This window comes from Polynucleobacter sp. JS-Safj-400b-B2 (assembly GCF_018881975.1).
GTDB lineage: Bacteria > Pseudomonadota > Gammaproteobacteria > Burkholderiales > Burkholderiaceae > Polynucleobacter.
On record NZ_JACVPJ010000003.1, the window covers coordinates 116,130 to 141,562 of the forward strand.

The 25,433-nt window shown below is 45.0% G+C and carries 32 protein-coding genes; 7 read left to right on the forward strand and 25 right to left on the reverse strand.

Annotated features, from left to right (window positions below):
- Position 1: 1 nt before the first annotated feature.
- Genes ICN48_RS04360 through ICN48_RS04370 form a run of 3 tightly spaced genes read right to left on the reverse strand, consistent with a single transcriptional unit; the run spans position 2 to position 2,573 of the window.
- Positions 2 to 1,123 carry a heme A synthase gene (locus ICN48_RS04360; RefSeq protein WP_216152497.1) on the reverse strand — a complete coding sequence of 374 codons (1,122 nt, stop codon included), beginning with the start codon at positions 1,121 to 1,123 and terminating at the stop codon, positions 2 to 4.
- Positions 1,123 to 1,779, reverse strand: coding sequence for a hypothetical protein (locus ICN48_RS04365; protein WP_216152498.1), 657 nt, complete (start codon positions 1,777 to 1,779; stop codon positions 1,123 to 1,125). Before ICN48_RS04365 ends, ICN48_RS04360 begins: the two co-directional genes overlap by 1 nt.
- On the reverse strand, positions 1,776 to 2,573 hold the full coding sequence (locus ICN48_RS04370; protein WP_255539458.1) for an SURF1 family protein: 798 nt from the start codon (positions 2,571 to 2,573) through the stop codon (positions 1,776 to 1,778). The genes ICN48_RS04365 and ICN48_RS04370 overlap by 4 nt, the downstream gene beginning before the upstream one ends.
- Before the next feature lie 24 nt (positions 2,574 to 2,597).
- Between ICN48_RS04370 and ICN48_RS04375 the strand changes: the two genes are divergently transcribed.
- Positions 2,598 to 2,810 carry a twin transmembrane helix small protein gene (locus tag ICN48_RS04375; RefSeq protein WP_216152499.1) on the forward strand — a complete coding sequence of 71 codons (213 nt, stop codon included), beginning with the start codon at positions 2,598 to 2,600 and terminating at the stop codon, positions 2,808 to 2,810.
- A 64-nt stretch (positions 2,811 to 2,874) separates the two neighbouring features.
- Here the strand turns inward: ICN48_RS04375 and ICN48_RS04380 are convergent, their stop codons facing one another.
- The 7 genes from ICN48_RS04380 to ICN48_RS04410 form a co-directional block, all read right to left on the reverse strand.
- A complete protein-coding gene (locus tag ICN48_RS04380) occupies positions 2,875 to 3,729 on the reverse strand; it encodes a cytochrome c oxidase subunit 3 (protein WP_216152500.1) in 855 nt (284 codons plus the stop codon).
- A 29-nt stretch (positions 3,730 to 3,758) separates the two neighbouring features.
- Complete coding sequence (locus ICN48_RS04385) at positions 3,759 to 3,932, reverse strand: DUF2970 domain-containing protein (RefSeq protein WP_216152501.1); 174 nt, start codon at positions 3,930 to 3,932, stop codon at positions 3,759 to 3,761.
- Between the two features lie 17 nt (positions 3,933 to 3,949).
- Positions 3,950 to 4,534 carry a cytochrome c oxidase assembly protein gene (locus tag ICN48_RS04390; protein WP_216152680.1) on the reverse strand — a complete coding sequence of 195 codons (585 nt, stop codon included), beginning with the start codon at positions 4,532 to 4,534 and terminating at the stop codon, positions 3,950 to 3,952.
- Positions 4,535 to 4,549: 15 nt separating this feature from the next.
- Complete coding sequence (locus ICN48_RS04395) at positions 4,550 to 4,663, reverse strand: cytochrome oxidase small assembly protein (RefSeq protein WP_255539459.1); 114 nt, start codon at positions 4,661 to 4,663, stop codon at positions 4,550 to 4,552.
- A 1-nt stretch (position 4,664) separates the two neighbouring features.
- A complete protein-coding gene (gene ctaD, locus ICN48_RS04400) occupies positions 4,665 to 6,290 on the reverse strand; it encodes a cytochrome c oxidase subunit I (RefSeq protein WP_216152503.1) in 1,626 nt (541 codons plus the stop codon).
- A 43-nt stretch (positions 6,291 to 6,333) separates the two neighbouring features.
- A complete protein-coding gene (coxB, locus tag ICN48_RS04405; RefSeq protein ID WP_216152504.1) occupies positions 6,334 to 7,491 on the reverse strand; it encodes a cytochrome c oxidase subunit II in 1,158 nt (385 codons plus the stop codon).
- A gap of 179 nt (positions 7,492 to 7,670) precedes the next feature.
- Complete coding sequence (locus ICN48_RS04410; protein ID WP_255539460.1) at positions 7,671 to 8,468, reverse strand: class I SAM-dependent methyltransferase; 798 nt, start codon at positions 8,466 to 8,468, stop codon at positions 7,671 to 7,673.
- A 206-nt stretch (positions 8,469 to 8,674) separates the two neighbouring features.
- On the opposite strand from ICN48_RS04410, the gene ICN48_RS14065 reads away from it, so the two are divergent.
- Both ICN48_RS14065 and trmL read left to right on the forward strand, forming a co-directional pair.
- Positions 8,675 to 9,235, forward strand: a complete 561-nt coding sequence (locus ICN48_RS14065) for a ComF family protein (protein ID WP_370624136.1) — start codon at positions 8,675 to 8,677, stop codon at positions 9,233 to 9,235.
- 10 nt (positions 9,236 to 9,245) lie between these two features.
- Complete coding sequence (gene trmL, locus ICN48_RS04420) at positions 9,246 to 9,716, forward strand: tRNA (uridine(34)/cytosine(34)/5-carboxymethylaminomethyluridine(34)-2'-O)-methyltransferase TrmL (protein ID WP_216152507.1); 471 nt, start codon at positions 9,246 to 9,248, stop codon at positions 9,714 to 9,716.
- A 22-nt stretch (positions 9,717 to 9,738) separates the two neighbouring features.
- Here trmL and ICN48_RS04425 read toward each other — a convergent pair whose 3' ends face one another.
- Genes ICN48_RS04425 through ICN48_RS04440 form a run of 4 tightly spaced genes read right to left on the reverse strand, consistent with a single transcriptional unit; the run spans position 9,739 to position 12,000 of the window.
- Complete coding sequence (locus ICN48_RS04425; RefSeq protein ID WP_216152508.1) at positions 9,739 to 10,761, reverse strand: NAD(P)H-dependent glycerol-3-phosphate dehydrogenase; 1,023 nt, start codon at positions 10,759 to 10,761, stop codon at positions 9,739 to 9,741.
- A gap of 24 nt (positions 10,762 to 10,785) precedes the next feature.
- Complete coding sequence (gene secB, locus ICN48_RS04430; protein WP_216152509.1) at positions 10,786 to 11,298, reverse strand: protein-export chaperone SecB; 513 nt, start codon at positions 11,296 to 11,298, stop codon at positions 10,786 to 10,788.
- Between the two features lie 23 nt (positions 11,299 to 11,321).
- On the reverse strand, positions 11,322 to 11,576 hold the full coding sequence (grxC, locus tag ICN48_RS04435) for a glutaredoxin 3 (RefSeq protein ID WP_216152510.1): 255 nt from the start codon (positions 11,574 to 11,576) through the stop codon (positions 11,322 to 11,324).
- Between the two features lie 10 nt (positions 11,577 to 11,586).
- Positions 11,587 to 12,000 (reverse strand): rhodanese-like domain-containing protein, encoded by a 414-nt coding sequence (locus ICN48_RS04440; RefSeq protein WP_216152511.1) that lies wholly within the window; start codon positions 11,998 to 12,000, stop codon positions 11,587 to 11,589.
- 22 nt (positions 12,001 to 12,022) lie between these two features.
- On the opposite strand from ICN48_RS04440, the gene gpmA reads away from it, so the two are divergent.
- The 3 genes from gpmA to ICN48_RS04455 are packed head-to-tail and all read left to right on the forward strand — an operon-like array spanning position 12,023 to position 14,934.
- Positions 12,023 to 12,712: a 2,3-diphosphoglycerate-dependent phosphoglycerate mutase gene (gene gpmA, locus ICN48_RS04445; protein WP_216152512.1), complete on the forward strand. Its 690-nt coding sequence runs from the start codon at positions 12,023 to 12,025 to the stop codon at positions 12,710 to 12,712.
- 12 nt (positions 12,713 to 12,724) lie between these two features.
- Positions 12,725 to 14,158, forward strand: coding sequence for a S41 family peptidase (locus tag ICN48_RS04450; RefSeq protein ID WP_216152513.1), 1,434 nt, complete (start codon positions 12,725 to 12,727; stop codon positions 14,156 to 14,158).
- Positions 14,159 to 14,181: 23 nt separating this feature from the next.
- Complete coding sequence (locus tag ICN48_RS04455; RefSeq protein ID WP_216152514.1) at positions 14,182 to 14,934, forward strand: HesA/MoeB/ThiF family protein; 753 nt, start codon at positions 14,182 to 14,184, stop codon at positions 14,932 to 14,934.
- A 15-nt stretch (positions 14,935 to 14,949) separates the two neighbouring features.
- Here ICN48_RS04455 and ptsP read toward each other — a convergent pair whose 3' ends face one another.
- The 8 genes from ptsP to ICN48_RS04495 all read right to left on the reverse strand — a co-directional run bounded on the left by ptsP (position 14,950) and on the right by ICN48_RS04495 (position 22,489).
- The gene (ptsP, locus tag ICN48_RS04460) at positions 14,950 to 16,701 is read right to left on the reverse strand and encodes a phosphoenolpyruvate--protein phosphotransferase (protein WP_216152515.1); all 1,752 of its coding nucleotides are present in this window, start codon (positions 16,699 to 16,701) and stop codon (positions 14,950 to 14,952) included.
- A gap of 5 nt (positions 16,702 to 16,706) precedes the next feature.
- Positions 16,707 to 16,976, reverse strand: coding sequence for an HPr family phosphocarrier protein (locus tag ICN48_RS04465; RefSeq protein ID WP_216152516.1), 270 nt, complete (start codon positions 16,974 to 16,976; stop codon positions 16,707 to 16,709).
- A gap of 17 nt (positions 16,977 to 16,993) precedes the next feature.
- Entirely contained in the window at positions 16,994 to 17,416 is a 423-nt protein-coding gene (locus ICN48_RS04470; protein WP_216152517.1) for a PTS sugar transporter subunit IIA, read from the reverse strand.
- Positions 17,417 to 17,418: 2 nt separating this feature from the next.
- Positions 17,419 to 18,360 carry a glutathione synthase gene (gshB, locus tag ICN48_RS04475; protein ID WP_216152518.1) on the reverse strand — a complete coding sequence of 314 codons (942 nt, stop codon included), beginning with the start codon at positions 18,358 to 18,360 and terminating at the stop codon, positions 17,419 to 17,421.
- 28 nt (positions 18,361 to 18,388) lie between these two features.
- A complete protein-coding gene (gene gshA, locus ICN48_RS04480; protein ID WP_216152519.1) occupies positions 18,389 to 19,687 on the reverse strand; it encodes a glutamate--cysteine ligase in 1,299 nt (432 codons plus the stop codon).
- 104 nt (positions 19,688 to 19,791) lie between these two features.
- Positions 19,792 to 21,276 (reverse strand): ammonium transporter, encoded by a 1,485-nt coding sequence (locus tag ICN48_RS04485; protein WP_216152520.1) that lies wholly within the window; start codon positions 21,274 to 21,276, stop codon positions 19,792 to 19,794.
- A gap of 13 nt (positions 21,277 to 21,289) precedes the next feature.
- Positions 21,290 to 21,628, reverse strand: a complete 339-nt coding sequence (locus tag ICN48_RS04490; protein WP_011903792.1) for a P-II family nitrogen regulator — start codon at positions 21,626 to 21,628, stop codon at positions 21,290 to 21,292.
- 24 nt (positions 21,629 to 21,652) lie between these two features.
- Positions 21,653 to 22,489, reverse strand: a complete 837-nt coding sequence (locus ICN48_RS04495; RefSeq protein ID WP_216152521.1) for a TorF family putative porin — start codon at positions 22,487 to 22,489, stop codon at positions 21,653 to 21,655.
- Between the two features lie 262 nt (positions 22,490 to 22,751).
- On the opposite strand from ICN48_RS04495, the gene ICN48_RS04500 reads away from it, so the two are divergent.
- The gene (locus ICN48_RS04500; RefSeq protein ID WP_215321110.1) at positions 22,752 to 23,006 is read left to right on the forward strand and encodes an accessory factor UbiK family protein; all 255 of its coding nucleotides are present in this window, start codon (positions 22,752 to 22,754) and stop codon (positions 23,004 to 23,006) included.
- 25 nt (positions 23,007 to 23,031) lie between these two features.
- Here the strand turns inward: ICN48_RS04500 and ICN48_RS04505 are convergent, their stop codons facing one another.
- The 3 genes from ICN48_RS04505 to ICN48_RS13820 all read right to left on the reverse strand — a co-directional run bounded on the left by ICN48_RS04505 (position 23,032) and on the right by ICN48_RS13820 (position 25,431).
- Positions 23,032 to 23,673, reverse strand: coding sequence for a hypothetical protein (locus tag ICN48_RS04505; protein WP_255539461.1), 642 nt, complete (start codon positions 23,671 to 23,673; stop codon positions 23,032 to 23,034).
- A 338-nt stretch (positions 23,674 to 24,011) separates the two neighbouring features.
- Positions 24,012 to 24,905 (reverse strand): PD-(D/E)XK motif protein, encoded by an 894-nt coding sequence (locus ICN48_RS04510; protein WP_216152522.1) that lies wholly within the window; start codon positions 24,903 to 24,905, stop codon positions 24,012 to 24,014.
- 106 nt (positions 24,906 to 25,011) lie between these two features.
- A complete protein-coding gene (locus tag ICN48_RS13820; RefSeq protein WP_255539462.1) occupies positions 25,012 to 25,431 on the reverse strand; it encodes a hypothetical protein in 420 nt (139 codons plus the stop codon).
- Between the last annotated feature and the right edge of the window lie 2 nt (positions 25,432 to 25,433).

The window sequence follows — 25,433 nt, forward strand, 5'->3', positions numbered from 1 at the left end:
TTTATGCAATCTTCTTTTGAATGAAAGGCTTCCAAGAAGCCCAATAACTCATTCTGACTAAACAGAATACCAAAGCAGCGGAGCCGGCAGTATGCAATAGAGCAGCGAATAAGGGCCACTGAAACACTACATTAGAAATGCCACTAAGCACTTGCAAGAGAAGCACCGCTAGCAAAAGCTTTGCCACCCGGCTAAGGCTTGATAGAACTGGAGTAGCTAGCTGAAGAGCGCTCCAGCCCAGGGTACCAAGCACGACCAATACCAGCATGGCAAATAGGCGATGCGCCCAATGGATGGTCTGCAATGCAACCGGGGAAATGAACTCACCCCGCGCATTTAAGCCGAGCTGGCGCCAAAGAGTGAACCCCTCACTCCAATTGGTCTGCGGCCATGCACTACCCAAGCAAGTCGGAAAATCAGGACATGCTAAGACAGCGTAATTTGTACTTACCCAAGCTCCCAAGAAAACCTGAATAAACAAAACGATGAAAGAAAGCGTAAGAAGCTGAGCTGAAAGCGGCCGAACTCGAATAGAACGAACAGCAGAAGACTTACTCTCCCAAGACTGCTGTGCATAGGCTGTTAAGCAAGCTAACAAGACCAAGGCCAACATCAAATGAATCGAAACGATGATCGGCTGTAACTTTAAGGTGACGGTCCAAGCACCAAATGCGCCTTGAACGCAGACTAAAAACAGCAGACCCAAGCTTCCAAGTAAAGGATTTTTTCCAAAAGACTTGAGCTTAGAAAATGCAATGGCTACTTGAACTAAAATTAATGCGCCCACTGTCATGGCTAAGTAGCGATGGATCATCTCAATCCAAGCCTTGATAACAGTCACCGGCCCAGTAGGCATAACACTCTCTGCCTGTTGAATATCACTGAGCGCATGAAAGGGATTGGAAGTGCCATAGCAACCAGGCCAATCAGGACAACCCAACCCAGAATCTGTGAGGCGTGTAAACGCACCAAATACAATCAGATCAAAAGTCATGAAGACTAGTACCCAATTGAGTTTTTGGAAAAAGCTATAACCTGGTTTTCTCCAGAGATAGAGCAGCGGCAAGCCAGCAAAAATAATTGCGATGGCTGCTAACTCTAGAAATAAAATCAAATTTGGCATTACAAATTTTCGCCCTTGTGATTTAACTTCAGGAGCTTTTCTAAATCTTTCTTCATGTTCCCAAATTCTTTTGGAGAATTTGTCACCGGGAAATACATCATCTTTGCAGGAGTAGGATCCAAAAGTTGAATCTGTTGACCCGCACCTTCTTTATTTAACCAAGCTTCAAATTCAGCTTTGGCCCTAGGATTTGTTGGAAGCCCTACTATCTTCAAGCCAGCTGCCTTCTCGTCGTAAGCCTTGATAACTTCAGGATCAACAGGCTTGCCGTCTGTATTGACCCAAATTAGTTGCAGGCGCCCACTTTCTCTACCCATAGCAACTTTTGTTTGGCGCATCAGAAACAGGGCCTCAATACATTTCTCATCTTTGATGTGACACTCACCTGCTGGGCGAGCGATCAAAAGAGTCCACTTGCCTTTTGTCGGCACTTCGAGCCATGCAGTATTGAAATCTTGTGCCGGATAAACGAGCGTTCCAAGATTGGTTTTGCCACCAGTAGGCTTAATAACGTAATAAGCGAAATACGATGCAATCACTGGAGAGGCGCATGCAAGTAAAAGCAATAACATCTGAATACGTCCACGACGAGTACGCGCATTGATGGCTTCAGAATCTAACTGTGACGCCGGAATTAACAACTCTTTATCACTCACTCTTGATCCCCTCGATACCCATTACTAAAACCCTGGCGTCTAAATTGCCGTAAGCCACTTAATAGCCAAAATAAAAATCCCGCGAATGCCAAGGCAAACCACTGAAATGCATAAGCATAATGGCGATCGACCCCGTTTGTCAGGGGCGCCCAATCACGCACAAGACCATCCTCTATACCAAGCTCTAACTCACGCAAGATAAAAGGTGCTTGACTCCACCCATGCAGCTTACCTTCAGCCGTTAAATCAAAATTTTGCTCAATTCTTGGCTTACCTTCGTAGGCAGAAAGCTTGTTGCTGCCTAGCTCGTATACCTTACCTGGATGAGCAAACGCGATGCCTTCAATACTGACTAGCTTATTTGGAGTTTGTACTAGCGGTAGAGTCTCACGATTTTCGTTATTGCGTGGCGCCCAACCTCGATTAACCCAGAGGACCTCATCCTTACCCTCAAGCCTCAAAGGCATCATTAGGTAAAAACCAGACTGTGCACTCGCACTGCCAACCGGGGGTACTGGTCTTGGTCTGTTATCCAACCAGACGGCTGCTTCAGGAATATATTGCCCACGAGCAATCATGCGACGCTCACCCGCCTCCTCCAAGGTCCAAGGACCTTGATTCGCGTTCAAGATGGGCATTTGTTGTCTGGCTTGTAAATTAGCCGCTAAAGCAATTTTGGTCTCGGCCCTACCCAACTGCCAAATACCAGCAGCGCAGCCAATGGCAACGACTAGCAAGGCTGATACAGTAGCAACTATGCGCTTAGTAATGAGGGCAGTTAACAGACTATTCAAGAGATTTAAATATAAGGATTTGAGATGAAGTGGCTTATTCCGATTGTCCTACTAATGATTGTTTTTAGCTTAGGATCAGCCTTGTATTACATGATGAAAGACAGGGGTAATAGCTCGCGAATGGTTCATTCGCTAATGCTACGTGTTGGCTTATCTGTCGCCTTGTTTTTGGGAATTCTTCTAGCCCACTACTTTGGCCTAATTGAGGCCACCGGAATTAGGGTGGGCACCAATTAAAGCGTGTGTCAATAAGCAAGCACTTAAAAACAAATCGGGGCTTTCAGCCCCGATTTTTATTTACTTACATCCAGTAAACAGCGATGTACAGACCCAGCCAGACTACGTCAACAAAGTGCCAGTACCAAGCTGCACCTTCAAATGCAAAGTGGTGCTTAGCAGTAAAGTCGCCACGAATCATACGACGCAAAACAATCGCCAACATTGTGCCGCCAAGGAAAACGTGGAAGCCGTGGAAGCCAGTCAACATGAAGAAAGTGGAGCCGTAGATACCTGAAGTTAATTTTAAGTTGAGCTCATGATATGCATGGTAGTACTCGTAAACTTGGAAGCCCAAGAAAACTGCGCCCAAACCAACAGTAGCAGCTAAGCCAACAATGGCTTTTTTCATGTGGTTCTCAACTAATGCATGGTGGGCAATAGTAATAGTTACACCAGAGCTCAACAGCAACAACGTGTTGATTGTTGGAATTGGCCATGGTCCCATCGAAGTGAACTTCTCAACCAAACCAGCAGGGCCATCATTTGGCCAAACAGCCTGGAAATTAGGCCAAAGTAATTTACTCTCAACATCACCCATCCAAGGCATCGCAATATTGCGTGCATAGAACAAGGCCGCGAAGAAAGCGCCAAAGAACATGATTTCTGAGAAGATGAACCAAGCCATGGACCAGCGATAAGAAATATCTACGTTGATACCATTCTTACCAGCATTGGACTCTGCAATCGTATCGCCGAACCAGTTGTAAAGAACAAAGATAACCCAGGCCACACCGGTTAGGCAGAGGGGGCCGCCCCAAGAGGCATGATTTACCCACCCAGAAATACCAAAGGCAAAAGCAATTAAGCCAAAGGCGGCCATGGCTGGATGTCTAGATAGTCCAGGGACAAAATAGTATGGGGTTGAATTGGATGACATCTTATTCTCTCTATTCAATCAAAAAATAATCAATGGGACACAACTACTTTCACTATCAACAGGAGAACGCCCATAAAAATCAAGGCGCCAACAACTCCAGCAATGATAATGTGCACAAAACTCAATGAAGCAACACCTTCCTGCAAGCCTGACTTCTTACGCACCCCCAGAAAACCCCACATCACGGCTTTCATAGACTGCATAAAACTACTCTTCTTTTTCAAGAGGCAACCCTTGATTTAGGAGCAGGTGGTGTACCACCCAAACCTAACTCAAAAAAGGTATATGACAACGTAATGGTTTTCACATCATCCGGCAGACCTGCATCAATCACAAAGACTACCGGCATCTTTTTTGTTTCATTTGCTGCTAGTGTTTGTTCCTGAAAACAAAAACACTCTAATTTCGCAAAAAACTCTGTTGCGCTCTTAGGTGCATAACTTGGTATTGCCTGTGCTCGTACTGAACGATTTTGATTGTTGGTTACCTCATAAACAATCTCAGTCATTTCACCAGGGTGCACTTCTAAAAAATTCTTTACTGGCTTAAACGTAAACGGGCCGCGACTATTAGAGTCAAACTCAATGGTCACTGTGCGAGCATAGTTAACCTGAGTATTACCAACCTTATTCGGACTGTAGGCTCTAACACCATAGTCATTCTTACTTGTTACAACATTAATCCCAGTTACCTCACACAAGGCCTTGTACATTGGGACTAATGCGTAACCAAATCCAAACATCATTACCGCTGCAATTAAGAGCTTTAATAAAATCTGGCGATTCAGTGATTGCGTTGAAACCATCTTCATTAGCTGGGCTTACCCCAGAACACTCCACTTCATAACAATGCCGATAAAAAAGATGGCTGCAATACTCAGCAGAATCAAGCCTAGACGACGATTATTTGCTGCCAAGGCTTGTTTCGAAGACAAATTAGATTCCTGCTTCACGTAACTGCTCATGAGTAGGAGGAGTTTCAAAGGTGTGATGCGGCGCTGGAGACGGCACAATCCACTCGAGACCCTTAGCACCATCCCAAGGTTTTGCTGGTGCCTTTTCTCCATGGCCACGATAAGCAGGTAATGCTACGCAGAACAAGAAGTACACTTGCGACAAACCAAAGCCGAGTGCCCCAATAGAAGCAATTAAATTGAAATCAGCAAACTGGGTTGGATAGTCAGCATAGCGACGTGGCATACCAGCTAAACCCAAGAAATGCATAGGGAAGAAGGTAATATTGAAGAAAATCATGGAGGTCCAGAAGTGGATCTTGCCGCGGGTTTCACTAGCCATGCGACCTGTCCACTTAGGGCACCAGTAATAGAAGCCAGCAAACATTGCAAACAATGAGCCCGCTACCAACACATAGTGGAAGTGCGCTACAACGTAGTAAGTATCTTGCAGACCAATATCAATTGGTGCCATAGCTAAGATCAAACCAGTAAAGCCACCCATCGTAAATACGAAGATAAAACCAATAGCCCACAACATTGGAGTTTCAAAGGTTAACGAACCCTTCCACATGGTTGCGACCCAGTTAAAAATCTTCACACCAGTTGGCACAGCGATCAACATCGTTGCATACATAAAGAACAATTGACCAGTTACCGGCATACCAGTTGCAAACATGTGGTGAGCCCAAACGATGAATGACAAGATCGCAATAGACGATGTTGCATAAACCATGGAGCTATAACCAAACAAAGTCTTTCTGGAGAAAGCAGGAACAATTTCACTCACGATTCCAAAGGCTGGGAGAATCATGATGTAAACCTCTGGGTGACCGAAGAACCAGAAAATATGCTGGAACATGACTGGGTCGCCACCGCCAACAGCGGAGAAGAAAGAAGTGCCAAAGTGACGGTCAGTCAACACCATCGTAATTGCGCCAGCCAATACAGGCATCACAGCAATCAATAAGTAAGCAGTAATCAACCAAGTCCAGCAGAACATTGGCATCTTCATCAAAGTCATGCCAGGAGCGCGCATATTCAAAATGGTCACGATGATGTTGATCGAACCCATGATGGAGGAAGCACCCAATAAATGGAGGGCAAAAATAGCCATGTCCATGCCAGGCCCCATTTGTGAGGTCAATGGAGCATAGATTGTCCAACCGCCAGCTGGAGCGCCGCCAGGAACAAGGAATGAGCTCAACAACAAAGTAGCGGCTACTGGCAGAATCCAGAAGCTAAAGTTATTCATACGAGCAAATGCCATATCAGATGCGCCAATTTGCAAAGGCACCATCCAGTTAGCAAAACCAACGAATGCCGGCATGATCGCGCCGAACACCATCACCAAACCATGCATGGTTGTCAGCTGATTAAAGAACTCAGGACGGAAGAACTGCAGACCTGGTTGGAATAATTCCAAACGAATTCCCAAGGCCATCGTGCCGCCAGCCAACAAGCTAACAAATGAGAAGATCAAATACATCGTACCGATGTCTTTGTGGTTGGTTGCAAACAACCAACGACGCCAGCCGTGTGGCATGTGATCGTCATGCGCATGATCGTGTGCGTGATCGTGATCGTGGGTAGTAGAGACTGTACTCATGGATTACTCCGGTTTCGTTTTTATCTGTATTAGTTAATATTGATTACTTGCCGCCATGCGCGGTCATAATTTCTTGAGTCTGAATTACTTCGCCAGTCTTATTACCCCATGAATTACGGGTATAAGTAATAACGGCTGCGATATCTCCGTCGGAAAGTACACCTCCCCACTTCGGCATTGCATTTTTACCGTTGAGCAAGATATTGAACTGACCCTCTTTTGGACCATTCACTACTTTGCTGCCATCCAATGCTGGGAATGCGCCTGCGCCTTTGCCGTTTGGTTGATGGCAAGCTGCACAGTTTGCTGCATATACTTTGGCGCCGCGTTCTTTTTGCTCTTCCAAGGTGTAAACCTTAGAAGGGTCATCACCACCAGCGCCCATTGCTTGTTTCTTCTCAGCCACCCATTTGGCGTAGTCCTCTTGTGAAACCACTCGGACAACGATAGGCATAAAGGCATGCTCTGCACCGCAAAGCTCAGAGCACTGACCGCGGAATGTACCAATCCTATCGGCTCTAAACCAAGTGTCACGCACAAAACCAGGGATCGCATCTTGCTTTACGCCAAACGCAGGGATAGTCCAAGAATGAATGACGTCATTAGCAGTAGTGATCAAACGAATTTTCTTGCCAACCGGAACAACCATCTCGTTGTCCACTTCCATCAAGTACGTATTTGATTTAGGTGCCAAGTTATTAATAGCTTCACGGGAAGTAGATAAGGTGGATAAAAAGCTTATACCCTCGCCCTCACCTTTGATGTAGTCGTAACCCCATTTCCACTGATAACCAGTAGTCTTAATAGTAATGTCAGAGTTGGTGGTGTCTTTCATCGCCACAACAGTTTTTGTTGCAGGTAACGCCATACCGATAACGATGAGCAATGGAATTACTGTCCAAATAATTTCAACAGTCGTGCTCTCATGGAATGAGGCTGATTTGTGACCTAATGATTTGCGGTGTTTCAAGATGGAATAAAACATCACTCCAAAAACGCCCACAAAAATGAGTGCGCAAATTGCCAACATCATCCAGTGCAACCAATGGATCTCCTGCATGATTTTGGTGGCAGCAGGCGCAAAATTCAGCTGATTGACAGCTGGGCCACCAGGCATATTCTCTGCTGCATGAGCAAATGCAGTGCCAAAGGCTACTGCGAAATAGAGCGAAGCCCAAGTGACTTTTCCAAATAAATTCATCTTATTCTCTGTTTATTGTCGTGAGCACAGCAGCAAAAATGCCACAGAATGCCCAAAAAACGGTCTCATGCCAATACATCCTGCCGTGATTATAGGGTTAATTAAGCGCAACAACAAACCTGAATAACCTAGCTTGATCCAATCTTCGTCAAGGTTTAAATGATAGTAAGCACTTACACTTAAGCAGAATCTGACCTAGTCTTGCGCGTAATTTGATTTGGATCAATGTAAACGACGTTGTCTTTCGCCTTTGCGAGGTGTTTTCCGAGGGCCCATGCGTGCCCATAAACCACTTCTAAGGTCAGCTTTTGTGGCAAAACACTCATTTGAGGGACTGCAAGAGGGTCTGAATGCATCAATTTCAGAGCATCAATATCCGCAAGCAATAACTCAGACTTCTCATAGTCCAACGTCAAGTACTCCATATCCATCACTGGGTCAGAAAAACGCTCGCCAAGCAAGGCATCTCCCATGTCATGCACATCCCAGGGACTCAATAGATTTTTCTGCTTTAACCCTGTCAACTCTAGTGAGCGCAGCTCTTTTCCAGTGTCAGGCCCCAAATAGCTAAACGTGAGCAAACCACCCTCACGCAATACGCGCCAACACTCTTGTAGAAAATGTTTTGGGTCTACTAAATCCTGCAACAAAAGATCACTAAAAACTAAATCAACAGAATTATCAGGAATATCAAATCTTCCAGATGACGCATAGCTTGCCAAGGGGCTAGTATTGCAGGCAAATAAAGATCGCCAATTGGTCATCACCTTAGCACGCCACATTTGAAAACCGGAAACACCCGTTTCAGTAATGCTAAAAGTACGTGCCTTTGGAAAGCGTTTGGCGAGCATCTCTAAATGCTTGCCAGCAAAATCTGGCACGATCAGGATATCTTTTACATCGAGCTTAACGATATCCAATTTCTGCAGCATACGATCTGCAATTTCGTCTTGTAACCATCTGATGGGTTGGGTCATTGGCTCAGTATACTCAGCGCCCCATGCGAATTTCAAAGAACATTTTTCAAACCATCTGCGCGCATCTTTTGCCAACAGCCTGCATTACTTGTCAGGAGTTTCAAAAATTCTCAATTTGCAATGAGTGCCTCGATTCATTAAAAGATAGTGCGTTGTGCAACTATCAATGCTGCTACCAATGTGGCATTGCACTTCAAGCTTCAGAAGTGCCTAAGCAAAAATGTGTGGACTGTGAATACATCGAGCCCTACTTTGATGAAACCTATTGCTTAGATCGCTATGAAGGACTATTGCAAACCCCTCTACATGAATTGAAGTATCAGAAACGTATCGCATTTGCTGGTGCGCTTAGTAGCACATGGAACTTGCTTATCGGCCAAGAGCTAGAAGATATTCCCGCAGATTATTTACTGCCAGTTCCACTCAGCATCCAAAAGCTAGCGCAACGCGGATTTAATCAAAGCTGGGAGATTGCTAAACATATTCGCTGTGGAAAACATATTCAAAAATCACCTTATGTACTCCGCCGACATCATTATTCAGGGCACCAAGCCGGAAGTTCTTTATGCAATCGTTACTTAGCCATCCAGGGAATGTTTTATGTTGAACCGAATGACATTCAGAAGCTAAAAAATAAGACTGTCATAGTATTTGATGATGTCATGACCAGCGGAGCTACTCTTAATGAAATTGCGCGCGTTCTGAAGGACAATGGCGTATCTCGCGTAATTAATTGGGTACTACTGAGAGCTGCGCGGCCAATTTAAAGAGTGTCACATGTTTAATATTGTTTTATTCGAACCAGAAATTCCGCCCAATACAGGCAACATCATTCGCTTATGTGCCAATACTGGAGCGAAGTTACATTTAATTGAGCCGCTTGGCTTTCCCATGGAGGACGCTAAGTTGCGTAGAGCGAGCTTGGACTATCACGAGTTTGCAAAAGTAAAAGTTCACAAAAATTGGGCGCAGTTTTTAAAAGATGAGCAGCCTGATCCTCAACATCTCTTTGCATTAACGACTAAGGGCTCAGGAAAGTTTCATGAAGGTAAATACTCACCTGATGATTACTTTGTCTTTGGCTCCGAAACTAAAGGCATTACAGATGAAGTCAGGGATTCCATTCCAACTGAGAATCGCATGCGCTTAGCAATGCAAGACAGTAGTCGTAGCTTGAATTTATCGAATACTGTAGCAATTGTTGTCTATGAAGCTTGGCGCCAGAACAACCTAGTAGGCGGGCAGTAGCAAATCGGCCCAAATAATGGGCTTACGATTCGATTTTAGGATCGCGCCCCATGAGCTTTTTAACAGCATCATGCGGCTTCAATTTTCCAGAAAGTACTTCACCCATCATCGTAGTAATGGGCATCTCAACCCCTAGACGTTTTGCCAAGTCACCGACCGCCTCTGCACAAAGTACACCCTCAGCAACATGGCCGAGACTTGCCAAAATCTCTGGCAATGATTTACCTGCAGCAAGCTCAAGACCAACTCGACGATTGCGAGATAGGTCACCAGTAGCAGTCAAAATTAAATCCCCAACCCCAGTTAAGCCCATACAAGTTTCAGATTTACCACCTGCGGCTTTCACAATGCGCATCATCTCTGCCAATCCTCGGGTGAGGACTGCAGCGCGGGCGTTAAGACCTAAGTCGAGACCATCACCAATGCCTGCAGCAATTGCTAAGACATTTTTAATTGCTCCACCTAACTCAACGCCGATGAGATCATCGCTTGAATAAATACGCATATTGCCATGATGAAAAGCTGTCTGAACTGTCTCGCATAATTTTGCAGATTTACTGGCTACTGTTAATGCACACGGCATTTCCAAACCAACCTCGCGCGCAAAACTTGGCCCAGACAAAGCACCATAGGAGTGCGTTAGTCCGTGAGAGTGAATTTTGCTTTCTCGTTCTACAACCTGATGTGGCAATAAAGCAGTATTAGGCTCCAAGCCTTTACATAGCCAAATAATGTTGAGTGGATGCTCAGCAATCCTTAAGGCCTGGGCGATAGTTTCTGAAAGCCCTGACATTGGCGTAGCAATGACCAACAAGTCATCGCTAGAAAGTCTTTTGATGGCAATAGAAAAATCACTCTCTAACTCGAGTCCTTTAGGCAATTGAATACTAGGAAGGTAAGCACGGTTTTCGCCGTTCTCTTGAATATCTTCTAGCTGCTGTTTACTACGCGACCATAAGCAAACATCGCCCTCTTGGAGGTAGCGAGCGGCTTGCGCCGCCATCGCCGTTCCCCAGGCGCCAGCACCAAGCAGTGTCACTTTCATGATCTGTGGGCTCGCTAGTTGAGCTTAGTGAGGCTTGCTCTCTGATGCTGCGCCATCCTTAGCAGCAGCTTCTTGTTGAGCCTGCATTAAACGGTGTTCGTACATGCCGTGGAAATTAATCTCGTTCAAATGAATTGGCTGGAAGCCTGCACGACTAATAACGTCAGCAATATTTGAGCGTAAATATGGATACAAAATTGTTGGGCAAGCAATACCCAGCATTGGATCAATTTGCTCAGCTGGAATATTGTTGAACTCAAAAATACCAGCTTGTTTTGCTTCAACCAAGAACAATACTTTTGCATCTACCTTTGCAGTCACCGTAGAACTCAAAGCGACTTCAAAGATTCCTTCGCTTAAAGGAGCGGCAGAAATATCAATCTCAACTTGTACTTGTGGCTCCGATGCTACCAATAAAATCTGTGGTGCATTTGGTTGCTCAAGCGACAAATCCTTGAGATAAATTCGCTGAATACGGAACCCAGGCTCTTTAGATTGTTCAGTGCTTGCTTGGGGTGCGGAAGATTGTTCAGTCATTGCTAACTTTCTTTATTTATTTATTAAGCCAATAAAGGATCGAGCTTTCCAGCGCGATCCAATGCTACTAAGTCGTCATAGCCACCAACATGCGTGTCCCCAATATAAATCTGGGGAACAGTGCGGCGACCAGTGCGCGTCATCATGATTTCACGTTGGGAGGGATCACGATCAATCAAAATCTTCTCTAAATTGGCAACACCTTTTTTATTCAATAGCTTTTCAGCCATAACGCAATATGGGCAAACCTGGGTGCTATACATTGTTACTGAAGGCATGAATGTCTCCTTACTTCACTAATGGAAGGGCTGCTGCTTTCCAAGCTTGAACACCGCCATCTAAGGCGCCTACTTCAGCAAAACCCAGTTTTTGGACTTCGGCTACGAGTTTGCGTGATTGAGCACCTGTTTCACAAACCAGTACTACTGGGTGCTTGCGATCTAACTTCAGCTTTTCGATAGCCGCAGTTAAGCCTGCAGCATTAGCAAACCTGGCACCAGGTAGATGCCCCGCTTTAAAGGCCTCTTCCGTACGCAAATCCAGCACATAGGCTTTGCGTCGATTAATCCAAATTGTCGCTTCCGTAGGCGACAAGCCTTTTCCGCCAATAAGCGTAGATAATGTGGGTAGGAAGAGCGCTATGCCTGAAACCAAGAGGAGGGCAATAAGCGCTAAATTATCAATTTGCGTGAGAAAGTTCATCACCGGATTATAGAATGGCTCTATGAAACAACTTGTCCTTATTCGTCATGGCGAATCCGCCTGGAACCTTGAAAACCGCTTTACCGGCTGGGCGGACGTTGACTTAACCCCCAAAGGTGCAGAACAGGCCCTTGCCGCAGGTGAAAACCTCAAAAAAGCCGGATATGAATTCGATATCGCCTATACCTCTGTTTTGAGGCGTGCCATTCGTACCCTCTGGCATGTTCAAGAAGCTATGGATTTAATGTGGCTTCCAGTGGTCCACAGTTGGCGCCTCAATGAGCGTCACTATGGAGCGCTTACCGGCCTCAACAAAGCAGAAACAGCAACAAAGTATGGCGACGAGCAAGTTCACATTTGGCGTCGTTCATATGATGTGCGCCCCCCGCTACTTGAGCAAGATGATGAACGTCACCCTAAGAATGATTTACGCTACTCAAAATTAAACCCCTCTGATCTTCCATTGGGCGAATGCCTTAAAGACAACGTTGAGCGTGTGTTGCCCTTGTGGAATGAATCTATTGCTCCTGCTCTGAAAGCCGGCAAACGTGTTCTGCTTGTAGCGCATGGCAACAGCATCCGTTCTTTAATTAAATATTTAGATCAAATGTCTGATGAAGCCATCATGGAAGTAAATGTCCCAAACGGTATTCCTCTTATATATGAGCTAGATGACAACCTCAAACCTATTCAACACTTTTATTTGGATTAAAGCAAAAAAGATATGCGCCAATTTCTAAAGAACTTTGCCCTGATAGCCGTTGGTCTTATCGCCGGTGTGGCAGCCACGATTCAGCTCTCTGCAACCGCCCAGCAAGGCACTCAGCTACCACTAGATGAGCTTCGTACGCTCTCCAATGTCTTTGCCCAAATTAAGCGCGAGTATGTTGAGCCAATTGAAGACAAGCAACTATTAACGGATGCTGTTAAAGGAATGGTGAGTAGTCTTGACCCACACTCCACCTTCTTAGATAAAAAAGATTTTTCAGAAATGCAAGAGCAAACTTCTGGAAAGTTCGCTGGCCTTGGAATAGAAATTACTTCTGAAGATGGCGTAGTTAAGGTATTAAACCCGATTGAAGATAGTCCAGCGGCACGCGCAGGACTTCAAGCCGGAGACCTCATTACACGCCTTGATGACAAACCTGTACGCGGTATGTCTCTAGACAAAGCGGTACGTACTATGCGCGGCGAACCTGGAACCAAAATAACTTTAACAGTATTTCGTAAGAGCGAAGAGCGTAGCTTTCCAGTAACGATTACTCGTGCAGAAATTAAAGTTCAATCCGTTAAAACTAAAATTCTCGATAACGATATTGCTTGGGTTCGGATAACGAGCTTTCAAGAGCGCACCGTTCCTGATCTCGCTAAAAAATTGACTGATATTGCCAATCAAGATCCAAAGCTCAAAGGCATCATTCTTGACCTACGCAACAATGGCGGCGGATTATTGCAAGGTGCAGTGGGAGTGGCCGCAGCATTCCTACCGGCTGATGCCATCATTGTTTCCACCAAAGGTCAGTCACCGGACTCAAAACAGGTCTTCAATGCCACTCCAGCCATGTACCGCCTCAATGAGCCTGGCGATCCTTTAGCAGGCGTTCCAGCCATGTTTAAGAAATTACCGATGGTGGTTTTGGTGAATGCCTATTCCGCCTCAGCCTCTGAGATTGTGGCTGGTGCTCTTCAGGACTACAAACGAGCCACCATTATTGGAAAAACTACCTTTGGTAAGGGCTCAGTACAGACTGTTCGCCCCCTTACAAATGACTCAGCACTCAAGATCACTACCGCTTATTACTACACCCCGAGCGGCAAGTCGATTCAGGCTTTTGGTGTGAAACCAGATATTCCGGTAGACCAAAACAAAGATGGTGATCCAGACGACGTTTTGATTACGCGCGAGATTGATAGCGAAAAACACTTGCGTAATAAACAATCTGCTGAAGATAAGCTGATTAAAGATCGCGAACAGCGCCGCCTCGAAGAGTTACAACGCATTGAAGAAAAGAATGCCAAGAAGACTCCTGAAGAAAAAGAGAAAGAAAAAAATAAGAAGCCCACTGAACTGGGTAGCGCAGATGACTTCATGCTTTCTCAAGCGGTAGCCTTTATTAATGGACAGCCCGTAAAGCGCTCTGCATCTAAACTCGAATAACTTTATATCCTCACGACCGGCAAATGAATGATGAGCAGTTACTTCGATACTCTAGGCACTTACTGCTTGAGGAAATCGATGTTGCTGGCCAAGAGAGGCTTCTTAACTCTCATGCACTGGTTATCGGTGCAGGCGGCTTAGGCAGTGCCGCTGCGCCCTATCTGGCTGCTGCAGGTGTGGGTCACATTACCTTAGTCGATCATGATGAAGTCGAGCTTACCAATTTGCAGCGCCAAATCATGCATACCGAGAGCAGCTTAGGTAAAAGCAAAGTGGACTCCGGCAAAGAGTTTTTGCAACGCCTCAATTCAACGATTCAAATTGAAACTATTCAAGTCAAAGCTACTGATTCCTTACTAGACGAATTGCTTCCAAGTGTTGATGTTGTTTTAGATTGCACAGATAACTTCTTAACCAGACACCTGATTAATGCCGCCTGCGTGAACCATAAGATTCCATTGGTTTCAGGATCGGCTCTCAAGTTCGATGGTCAAGTTAGCGTCTTTGATCCACGCAATTCCAACTCCCCTTGCTATGCCTGTATCTTTTCTCCAGATGAACGGTTTGAAGAAGTCAGTTGCTCCAGCATGGGCATCTTCTCACCTCTAGTGGGGATCGTTGGAGCCATGCAAGCAGCTCAAGCGCTACAAGTATTAATTGGTTTTGGAGAGCCCCTCGTCGGCCGAATGTTGCTTTGGAATGGTCGTACCACCCAAATTGACGAATTCCGCATTGGCCGTAATGCCGAGTGCTCGGTATGTGGATCCTCGCACTAACAACGTACTAGGCTCTTAAGACAGCAAGCGCTCTAAAGCCTTTGCCTGCTCTTCAGGCTCATAAGCCCTAAGCACTCTGGCAACCCTTGCTTTAAGTAGTCCAACATTTGCTTTTAAGATCTCGCGCTTGACCAGTAATAGCTGGCTGAAGTGCATTGAGAAGTCGGTCAACCCCATGGCAAGTAGTAACTTAGTTAACGCAGGATCACCAGCCATCTCACCACAAACAGCAACAGGTACATTTGCGCGTTGAGCTTGCTCAATAATATTCGCTATCAAGTTCAAGATAGCTGGGTGTAGAGGATCATATAAGTGCGCCACCGCATGATCTGCTCGATCAATTGCTAGTGTGTACTGAATTAAGTCATTCGTGCCAATAGATAGAAAATCAAATCGATTAATGAATAAAGGAAGCACCAAAGCAGCGGCCGGAATTTCGATCATGGCGCCAACCTGAATATTGGGATTGAATGCTTTGCCACGCTGATGTAATTGTTGCTTTGCTTTTTCTATCAACCTAAAAGTTTCATCGATTTCTTTAGCATGCGCCAACATTGGAATCATGATGCGCGCCTGACCATGGGCTGATGCACGCAATATTGCCCTTAGCTGAGTCAAAAAGATTTCAGGCTCTGTTAAGGACCAGCGAATGGCCCGCAAACCAAGGGGAGACGTACCTGTCTGCGAAATGTCACCGCCGCCACCTAGCGCCTTATCTGCGCCAACATCAATTGTTCTGATATTTACCGGCAAGCCATGCATCAAATCGACGACGCGACGGTATTCTTGATACTGCTGCTCTTCATCCGGTAAGGCTTGCTTGCGATCCATGAATAAAAATTCAGAACGGAATAAGCCAACTCCTACGGCTCCTAGCTTGACTGCCTGTATTGCATCTTCTGGTAATTCAATATTCGCAAATAATTCAATTTCAACGCCGTCGGCTGTTTCGGTTTTTGAATGCTTTAACTGTTGAAGTTTGCGCGCTTCTTTCAAGACTTGAGTTTGCAGTTTTCGGTATTCAGATAGCAACTGCTCGTCAGGGGCTACGACTACAACCCCTCGCTCGCCATCCAATACCAGCCAGTCTCCATGACGAATCATTTCACTAGCATGTCGCACTCCTACTACCGCAGGAATCTCCATACTACGAGCCACAATGGCGGTATGAGAGGTCTTGCCCCCTAGGTCAGTTACAAAACCAGTAAAGGCATGCTCTTTAAAACGGAGCATGTCATGCGGTGCAATGTCATGGGCGACGATGATGGATTCAACCCCGACATCACTCACGGGTAAAAAATCTGAATCGTTTAATGGGTCTTTTTTCTGCGCATTTAATGCCTTAATGACACGTTCAGCAACCTGCCGAATATCATTGGCACGCTCTTTTAAATAGGCATCCTCAATATCTGCAAACTGCTCTAAAAGATCATTGAGTTCAGTTGTTAATGCCCAAGCAGCATTTAATCGTTGTGTACGGATTAATTTAATAGGCTTTTCAGCCAAAGCAGGGTCAGCCAATATCATGCCGTGCACGTCCAAGAAAGCTGCCATCTCTTGTGGAGCATCTTTAGGCAATCCTTGGCGAAGTTGCTCAAGCTCTAAGCGAACCTGATCAAAAGCATCCAGTAACTTTTGGGCCTCAGCCTCTTCTTTTCCGGGCTCAACCAGATGGTGACTTACTTCTAATGCTGCGCGAGAAATCAGTACCGCCTTGCCAATGGCAATGCCTTTCGATACCGGAATTCCGTGCAATGCAAAAGTCATGCTATTTACTCGCTTTCACCAAAGCGGTCATTAATTAATGTGGTCAATGCCTGCATTGCTTCATCAGCCTTCTCACCAACCGTTTCAAGCGTTACAGTACTGCCCATTCCCGCCGCTAACATCATCACACCCATAATGCTCTTGGCATTAATTTGACGCCCATTACGTGACAAGAATATTTCGCAGGGAAATTGAGCGGCTAATTGAGAAAGCTTTGCTGATGCACGAGCATGCAAACCTAATTTATTAATGATTTCGATTTCTGCGGAAGGCATAGTGTGTTGGCCCTTATTTACTCTTGATTTACTTTGCTACCTAAACGCAAAATTCCATTCTGTCCACCAGCAAGCGCTTTATGTGACAGCTCCTCAAGACCTTCTCCGCGATGAGAAATACAGCGCATCAGCATTGGAATGTTTAATCCCGCCAGCACAATGACAGGCGCATTTAATCCCGATAAAGGACCGAGGGCTTCTAACTTAGAAGCAACATTGGCTGGGGTTGCACCCATCACATCCGTCAAAATAAGTACCCCATTGCCAGTATTCACGCCATAAGCAGCCTTGAGCACTCGATCAAAACTTGCCTTGGTATCTTCATGAGGGGGGATGTCAACTGCCCGGACCCGCTCAGGCAATACACCAAATGTATGCTCAGCAAACCCTAGCATTGCGCTAGCAACTGGTGTGTGTGCAACGATGATAATTCCAACCATTTTTACGCTAATGCTTTCTCTAGTGCTTCCAACCAAAATTGTGGGACATTAAAGTCAGTTTGATTGGTGATTTCTACAAAACAAGTAGGGCTTGTTACATTAATTTCCGTGAGGTAGCCGCCGATTAAGTCTAATCCCACCAAGAATAATCCACGCTGATTTAAAACGGGGGCTAATTTATCAGCAACCTTTTTTTCAGTCTCGGTTAATGGCATGGCGACCCCTTTGCCACCTGCAGCTAAATTGCCCCGAATTTCACTTCCCTGAGGAATGCGAGCAAGCGCAAATGGCACTACTTCTCCGCCAATTAAAAGTACCCGCTTATCACCCTGAGTGATTTCTGGTAAAAAACGCTGAACCATGAGAGTTCTCGCGCCATTCTCACCAAGCGTTTCTACAATACTTGCAAGATTAAGGCCATCAGGACCCACTCTAAATACACCCATCCCGCCCATGCCATCAAGGGGTTTAATCACAATATCGTGATGAGCTTGATGAAAACGCTCTACTGCAGCCAATTCACGCGTTACCAAGGTGGGTGGAATCAGTTCCGGAAATTCGGTAATAGATAGTTTTTCTGAATGGTCACGAACAGCGCTTGGCTCGTTAAATACTTTGGCACCCTGACGAACTGCCGCAGATAGCAACCAAGTGGTGTTGAGATACTCAATATCAAATGGGGGGTCCGTACGCATCAAGACCGCAGAAAAAGATTTCAGTGCTCGAGATTCAACATCACCTAACTCAAACCAACTTGTTGAGCTCGCTTTCATTACCAAAGACTGGCAATCAGCGACTACAAGATCATCTCTCCATAAAACATTTTTGCTTTGGCAAAACCACAAACGATGTCCTGCGTCCTGGGCAACTCGCATCATTGCATAGGTGGAGTCTTTTTGAATCTTGAAGGACTCGAGAGGATCTGCAATAAAAAGAAGGTCCATTTTTTCTATTGAGAGATTAGTAATTTATTTATGCAGCTTCAGCATTGGGATCGGTGCGCTCTAACTCTAATGATGCAGCAAGAAGAGCTAGGCGAGCAACTACGCCATATAGATAGAAGCGATTAGGGGCAGCACTGCCTGGCTTAGCCCCTAGATCCGGCATAGAGTTTTGCTCGAAGGCTAGCGGCACAAAATGCATACCTGGTGCGTTGAGGTTCTCATCTGGCCCACGGTCGGTATGTACGCGATAGAAACCGCCAATGACATAACGATCAATCATGTATACGACTGGTTCGGCAACCGCTTCATTTACCTTCTCAAAGGTATAGACACCCTCTTGAATCAGTACGTCACTCACTTCAAGACCTTCTTTGACCACACTCATCTTATTGCGGTCTTTACGGTTCAAGCCTTTTAGTTGTGAGGGATCATTCACTACCATTATGCCCATTCCATAGGTGCCAGCATCTGCTTTTACTACTACATATGGCTTCTCTTTAATTCCATATTCACGATATTTCTTGGCAGTCTTTTTCAGGACCTGCTCTACTGCTGTCTGCAACTCTTCCTCGCCTTTGCGCTCATGAAAATTGATGTTCGAGCAGCTTGAGAAATAAGGATTAATCATCCAAGGATCGATATCCACTACTTTGGCAAATTTCTTTGCCACTTCTTCATAAGCGGCAAAGTGATTTGATTTGCGGCGCACATGCCAACCAGCGTGTAAGCCAGGCAACAAGTACTGCTCATAGATATTTTCCAGAATTGGAGGGATGCCCGCAGATAAGTCGTTGTTCAACAAAATCGAACAAGGATCAAAATCTTTTAAACCTAGACGCTGCTTCTTGAGGCCCAATCGAGACAGCGGCTCCATTAACAATCGATTGCCATCAGGCAAATCAATCCAAGTTGGCTTCTTGATTTCTTCAGAGAAGGTGCCTAAACGAACATTCAAACCAGCTTGACGCAAAATTGAAGATAAGCGTGCAATATTCTGTAAATAGAAAGTGTTGCGAGTGTGGCGCTCTGGAATCAACAGTAAGTTTTTAGCCTCAGGGCAAATCTTCTCGATTGCAGCCATCGCAGCTTGTACGGCAAGCGGCAACATCTGCGGAGAAAGATTGTTAAAACCTCCGGGAAAGAGATTGGTATCAACCGGGGCTAACTTAAAGCCAGAATTACGTAAATCAACAGAACAATAAAAAGGTGGGGTGTGCTCTTGCCATTCCAACCTAAACCAACGTTCAATCGTTGGGGTAGCTTCTAGAACCTTTGACTCTAATTCGAGTAAGGGGCCGGTGAGTGCAGTGATGAGATGTGGAACCATTTCACCATTGTAAGATTATTAAAAGAAAGACGCGGAATCCGAGGATTCCGCGCTTAAAACTAGGCAGCCAACCAGGGCCGCCCAGTGAGGGGTAAATCTACTGATTAAGACTCGTATGCAGTCTCACCGTGTGAGCTGATATCCAAGCCTTCGCGCTCTTCTTCTTCCTTAACGCGCAAACCAATCACGATATCGATCAATTTGAAGGCTACGAAAGAAACTACGCCGGACCAAATAATAGTAGTAATCACGCCTTGAGCTTGAATCCACAATTGGCTAGCAATAGAGTAATCAGGAGCAACAGCGTTAGCCACATAATCCCAAATACCAGAGCCGCCTAATGCTGGGTCAGCAAATACACCAGTCAACAATGCACCAGTAATACCGCCTACGCCGTGAACACCAAATACGTCCAAGCTGTCGTCTGAGCCCAAAATCTTCTTGAGACCAGTAACACCCCAGAGGCAAACTACACCAGCGACTAAACCGATGATGATTGAACCCATAGGGCCAGCAAAACCAGCTGCAGGAGTAATTGCAACCAAACCTGCTACGCAACCAGATGCAGCGCCCAACATAGATGGCTTACCTTTGAGAACCCACTCAGCAACTGACCAACCCAATACAGCAGCAGCAGTAGCTAAGTATGTGTTCACGAATGCCAAACCAGCAGTGCCATTTGCCTCAAGTGCTGAGCCAGCATTGAAACCAAACCAACCGAACCACAAGAGAGCAGCACCAGTCATTACATACACTAAGTTGTGTGGCTTCATTGCTTCTTTGCCGTAACCCAAACGCTTACCGATAACAAAGGAACCAACCAAACCAGCGATCGCAGCATTGATGTGTACAACTGTACCGCCAGCAAAGTCGAGAACACCTTTTTGCCATAACCAACCAGCACGAGCAGTAATTGCTTCGAGTGATGCAGCATCTTTGATGTCATCTGGACCAGGCCAGAACCAAACCATGTGAGCGATTGGCAGGTAGCTCAAAGTGAACCAAATCACCATGAATACCAAGATTGCAGAGAACTTAGCGCGCTCAGCAAAAGAGCCAATAATCAAACAGCAAGTGATAGTTGCGAACACTGCTTGGAAAGCCATAAATACATACTCAGGAATCACAACACCTTTACTAAAGGTTGCAGCTACTGATTCTGGATTCATACCGGCCAAGAAGAGTCGATCTAATCCACCGATAAATGCCCCGCCTTCCGTGAATGCAAAGCTATAGCCATAAATAGCCCATAGCACTGTAATCAAAGAGAAGACCATGAAACATTGCATACAGATAGACAGGATATTCTTGCTACGTGTCAAACCGCCGTAGAACAACGCCAAGCCAGGAAGAGTCATCAACAGCACTAATGCTGTACAAACCATCATCCAAGCGATATCTGCTTTATTGCACTTCTCAGAGCAAAGTACTGGAGCAGGCTCTGCAGCAGCAGGAGTTGCCGCAGGAGCTGTTACAGCAGGCTTCTTAACTTCATCAGCATGAGCTGGCGAAGTAACCATTACACCAGTAGCACCAATGGCCAAGGCCATAGCACCACCAGCAACAAGTCGTTTCATCCAAGTTAACATTTTGAACCTCTCTTTAAAGTGCTGACGCGCCGGTTTCACCGGTACGAATACGAATGACGTGCTCAACTGGTGAGACAAAAATCTTGCCATCACCAATCTTGCCTGTACGTGCAGATTTTTCAATTGCTTCAATCGCACGCTCCAAGATGCCGTCTTCAACAGCAGCTTCAATTTTTACTTTAGGTAAAAAGTCGACAACATACTCAGCACCGCGATACAACTCGGTGTGACCTTTTTGACGACCAAAGCCTTTAACTTCAGTGACGGTAATGCCCGAAACTCCCACTTCCGAGAGAGCTTCGCGCACTTCGTCAAGCTTAAATGGCTTGATGATTGCGGTAATTAATTTCATGTGTTTCTCCGTTCAGAGTGGAAATTAGAAAGTTTTAGTTAAAGAAACGATGCCAGTTTGACCGCCAGCATTTCGGCCGTTTACGGTTGACTGGCCATATGTGTTGGCGTAGAGTCCGCTGCCTTGTTTCACGTTAGTACCAACATAAGCTGCTGCAAGAGACAGGCCGCCTCCAAAGTCCTTGGTTAGACCCAGCTTCCAATCGGTGTAGCTAGCTGATGCCTGACCACCTTGGTAGTATTGGCCAGCAATTCTTTGCATACCTACGTGAGCATTAGCAGTAATTCCCCAAAAACCAGTGTCGTAGTTTCCTGTCAAATCAAGGTAGCTTGATCCTGTACTGTTAGCAAATGCAAAAGTATTGCTCAATGCATAGGAGAACTTCAAGAAACCAGTTACTGGACCAAAAGTAGCATTTTGAGCAACATAGAGTTCAGTTGTATTTGGGTTAATTGAGCCGGCAATAGTTCCACTTGTTGGATAGTAGTACTGCAAAATGCCGAAATCAGAAGCAAATCCTTCTGCAATCAAATCTTTCTTAAAGCCGCCGTAGAAATCCATTTCAACAGGTGCGCTTGTAGCAATTTTTGCGTCTGATACCCAACTAATGGATGAGTTCCAGTTACCGATATAAAAACCACTTTCGTGAGCATAATCAAAACCGCCTTGAACAGCTGGCTTGTAGTTTGATTGGGTAATACCACGATAGATGTAGTTGTTTGTTACTGTAACGTTTGCTGTAATTGGGCTAACTTCTACCTCAGCCGCTGGCTCATCAGCAGCAAAGGCCGCTGAGGATGCAAGCCCCGTCAACAAAGCTACTGCTGCTGCAGAGATTGCTGTCTTGTGAATGGTTTTCATGAACTACTCCTTGCTGGTTGTAATAAAAAAAGGGTTAAATGCTTAATGCATGGGGTGATATTGAATTGCCCGGCGTTCACAGATTTGTCACAATTCCCCCAATTAATGTAAATGCACTTTATTGGTGCTTAATATTGCACCTGATGGGTGAATTTAGGGCATTTTTTGGGTTTTAACCCCTTTTTGAGCATTTTTCCCATACAACTTAAAATACGAATGTGTATCTTTTCTGCAACTTTCAATAGAACTGCGAATCTCCATCATGCAAAAACCAGGCGAAATTCTCGAGCAAATCCAACGTATCGCAAACGATATGCAAAACAAGGTTGGTGATGCGATCCGCAATTCTCCAGCTCAAGAGATCGAAAAGAATGTTCGCGCCATGATGAATCAGGGATTTCAGAAGATGGACTTGGTTACACGCGAAGAGTTTGAACTCCAAACCAAAGTACTTGCAAAGACTCGCGAGAAATTAGAAGCGCTAGAAGCCAAAGTAGCTGCCCTAGAAAAACAATAATTAATTCAGGTTTATTTTATTTTGATTACTCTGGAGAAAAGTCACTAAAGAAGTTTTCATACCCTTCTTTAGATAAAAAAGTTTTTGCATTATCTGGGATTGTTCCAGCATGCAATACGGAGATCTGATAGATCCAACTATCACCATTTGGTGCAACACGATTGATCCAACGAACACGCATGAGTTGCTGTGTTTTACCGTTGGTTTTTAAATCCAGAAAGTAGTCTTTGGTGGGTAAACGTTGTCGCTCTGCTGTTTTATAAAACGCATCCTCAATAGTGACATCACCACCAGATGCTTTTACCCTCTCGAGTAAATTACCTTGCAATTGTGAAAGTAGCTTACTAAGTGAGGCATTTTGATTGGCCGGCAATTGAATAGTGCCAATTGAGTAAATATCATCATCTATTTTCACAGCCTCAAGAGTTTGGAGCAGCTCTTGTTCAAGATAAGGAATGCGACGCTCTAATTTATCTGGCTTGCCAGGAAATAAAGCAGAGTATCTTTCTTGTGGAGATTGGACGGTACGCCAATCCAGTTTCGGACTACATGCTGCTAGAAGAAATAAAGTCGCCAATACAGTAGCGACTTTTGAAATCTTTCTAAACAATTGTGAATGATCAGAAGTTAATGCGAAAAAGAGGGGATTTTTAAGGATTTTATTCAAAAGTTAATGCGACTTTTATTGCTAGTTAATGCGACTAAGTTTACCGCCTCTTCTTTGCAGCCTCGCGCACATCCTTTTCGCTGACTTTACCCGTTTCTTATCGCATTGTTGAGAGCTTTGCATTCGGGGAAAATTGGTTGTGGCAAATTCTTATACAAAGTGTCAACTGCTTTTTGGGGATTTTTATCACGGTGATGACAGTCTAATCCAGACTCATTCAGCCCAACTCCTGCCAATATGTATGGAAATAATCTTAAATCTAAATTCAGACTTGAACCAATCTTATGCAGAGCTAACGCGATAGCAGATTACAAATTCGCAACTCTAGACAAATATGGTCAAACTGATGGTTTTCTCGGATCCAAATTACTTGAGGGAAAAATATTTTTCAACTCTAAATTTGAGGCGCCCTTTGGACATGGCTCAACAGTTGTAAGGTCAACCGCAAACTTTATCGATTTAATTCGTGGATCGGCAGGAGTGTCCGGCCTTGGAATATCGCCCATTGAATAAATGGTTAAATGTCGATCAGCATAGGAAACATCAAATTGCCTATCAAGCCCTTCAGAGAAGTCACTCCCCAGCGCTTTAGCCATATTTTTCCAAAGCTTTTTCTTGAGGGCCGGGGAGTGTTGAACTGCCGTTTCAATGGTTGCGGCAAACTCTAAAATTCCCGTGCCGCCAGTCAATGGTTGCAGAAGCAATGATGCAACATACCCCACCCCATTAAATGGGGTGGCCAGTTGTTCCAAAGAAAATTCATGGAGCCTTGTCGATTGAACTGAAGATTTAACCTCTAAACGACCATCATTCCATGAAAAATCAAATCTATCATACGAATCTTCTCGCCAACAAGCGAGAGCGCTCAAGATATCGCCACTTTTAGCAATCACATATAGTTCCGCCCACAAACCTGAAATCTCGCGACTACCGGGCTGGGATAGCGCCCTAAAAAGATCCAGCAAGTCACGAATGCACGAGCTTAACTCTCTGGTGCCGCAGGCCACCGGAAGCTCTTCAATGGCGGCTCCAAAACAACGAATAAAGATTTCATGCAGCTCCGGGACAGAAGACTCACAGGCAACAAGTGCAAACTGTCCTTGTAAATTCGCATCTTGAGTACTCACATTACACGTAACATGAAATTGTGCCGTCAAATGCTTAAATTGATAACCTGGAGTGTAGTGACTTTCGCTGGAATCAAATAACAAAAAGACAGGTGACCCATCCATGCCTTTGGCTAAAAAATCCTTTCGCCTCGGCGAAAGGGGTACAGCATTAAAACTAATGGGGGAATTTGCACACGAAATGCTTGCGAATTGGTCAAAGATGCCCATTCTAATTACGCACCTCAATAGTTAAATCTTTCTTCAACTGACTTGGGAAGTGCAATGCAAACCAAGTCACGCCTAAGATATCAGCGTTACTTTTATCGCGTTGCATTTTTCCCAAATCAAAGCGACGTAGCTGAAGCGAAACTCGCGAATCTGAGCAAAAACTTCTATCGTTAACTCCATTTGCGCTTTGGCTAAAATATTGGTTTATAGGTGCGAATGGATGTGCTGAATTTACTCCGCGGCCAGCATCTCGCTTACGGTACCCAGAAACTAGGTTATTCATAAAGAAAACATCCGATTTCAAATTCGGGTCTGCGCGCAAAAGAGCTGCAGCCGCAATTAACATTGCACTATGCTCTCCTGCATCAACCGGATCCTTAACACTTACCTCCAATAAAAAATCTTCAAGGATTGCTTTCAAAG

Coding starts and splice junctions, on each gene's coding strand:
- ICN48_RS04360 (WP_216152497.1), bottom strand. CDS start 1,123: ATGCCAAATTTGATTTTATTTCTAGAGTTAGCAGCCATCGCAATTATT.
- ICN48_RS04375 (WP_216152499.1), top strand. CDS start 2,598: ATGAAGTGGCTTATTCCGATTGTCCTACTAATGATTGTTTTTAGCTTA.
- ICN48_RS04380 (WP_216152500.1), bottom strand. CDS start 3,729: ATGTCATCCAATTCAACCCCATACTATTTTGTCCCTGGACTATCTAGA.
- ICN48_RS04385 (WP_216152501.1), bottom strand. CDS start 3,932: ATGCAGTCTATGAAAGCCGTGATGTGGGGTTTTCTGGGGGTGCGTAAG.
- ICN48_RS04390 (WP_216152680.1), bottom strand. CDS start 4,534: ATGGTTTCAACGCAATCACTGAATCGCCAGATTTTATTAAAGCTCTTA.
- ctaD (WP_216152503.1), bottom strand. CDS start 6,290: ATGAGTACAGTCTCTACTACCCACGATCACGATCACGCACACGATCAT.
- coxB (WP_216152504.1), bottom strand. CDS start 7,491: ATGAATTTATTTGGAAAAGTCACTTGGGCTTCGCTCTATTTCGCAGTA.
- ICN48_RS04410 (WP_255539460.1), bottom strand. CDS start 8,468: ATGACCCAACCCATCAGATGGTTACAAGACGAAATTGCAGATCGTATG.
- trmL (WP_216152507.1), top strand. CDS start 9,246: ATGTTTAATATTGTTTTATTCGAACCAGAAATTCCGCCCAATACAGGC.
- ICN48_RS04425 (WP_216152508.1), bottom strand. CDS start 10,761: ATGAAAGTGACACTGCTTGGTGCTGGCGCCTGGGGAACGGCGATGGCG.
- secB (WP_216152509.1), bottom strand. CDS start 11,298: ATGACTGAACAATCTTCCGCACCCCAAGCAAGCACTGAACAATCTAAA.
- grxC (WP_216152510.1), bottom strand. CDS start 11,576: ATGCCTTCAGTAACAATGTATAGCACCCAGGTTTGCCCATATTGCGTT.
- ICN48_RS04440 (WP_216152511.1), bottom strand. CDS start 12,000: ATGAACTTTCTCACGCAAATTGATAATTTAGCGCTTATTGCCCTCCTC.
- gpmA (WP_216152512.1), top strand. CDS start 12,023: ATGAAACAACTTGTCCTTATTCGTCATGGCGAATCCGCCTGGAACCTT.
- ICN48_RS04450 (WP_216152513.1), top strand. CDS start 12,725: ATGCGCCAATTTCTAAAGAACTTTGCCCTGATAGCCGTTGGTCTTATC.
- ICN48_RS04455 (WP_216152514.1), top strand. CDS start 14,182: ATGAATGATGAGCAGTTACTTCGATACTCTAGGCACTTACTGCTTGAG.
- ptsP (WP_216152515.1), bottom strand. CDS start 16,701: ATGACTTTTGCATTGCACGGAATTCCGGTATCGAAAGGCATTGCCATT.
- ICN48_RS04465 (WP_216152516.1), bottom strand. CDS start 16,976: ATGCCTTCCGCAGAAATCGAAATCATTAATAAATTAGGTTTGCATGCT.
- ICN48_RS04470 (WP_216152517.1), bottom strand. CDS start 17,416: ATGGTTGGAATTATCATCGTTGCACACACACCAGTTGCTAGCGCAATG.
- gshB (WP_216152518.1), bottom strand. CDS start 18,360: ATGGACCTTCTTTTTATTGCAGATCCTCTCGAGTCCTTCAAGATTCAA.
- gshA (WP_216152519.1), bottom strand. CDS start 19,687: ATGGTTCCACATCTCATCACTGCACTCACCGGCCCCTTACTCGAATTA.
- ICN48_RS04485 (WP_216152520.1), bottom strand. CDS start 21,276: ATGTTAACTTGGATGAAACGACTTGTTGCTGGTGGTGCTATGGCCTTG.
- ICN48_RS04490 (WP_011903792.1), bottom strand. CDS start 21,628: ATGAAATTAATTACCGCAATCATCAAGCCATTTAAGCTTGACGAAGTG.
- ICN48_RS04495 (WP_216152521.1), bottom strand. CDS start 22,489: ATGAAAACCATTCACAAGACAGCAATCTCTGCAGCAGCAGTAGCTTTG.
- ICN48_RS04500 (WP_215321110.1), top strand. CDS start 22,752: ATGCAAAAACCAGGCGAAATTCTCGAGCAAATCCAACGTATCGCAAAC.
- ICN48_RS04510 (WP_216152522.1), bottom strand. CDS start 24,905: ATGGATGGGTCACCTGTCTTTTTGTTATTTGATTCCAGCGAAAGTCAC.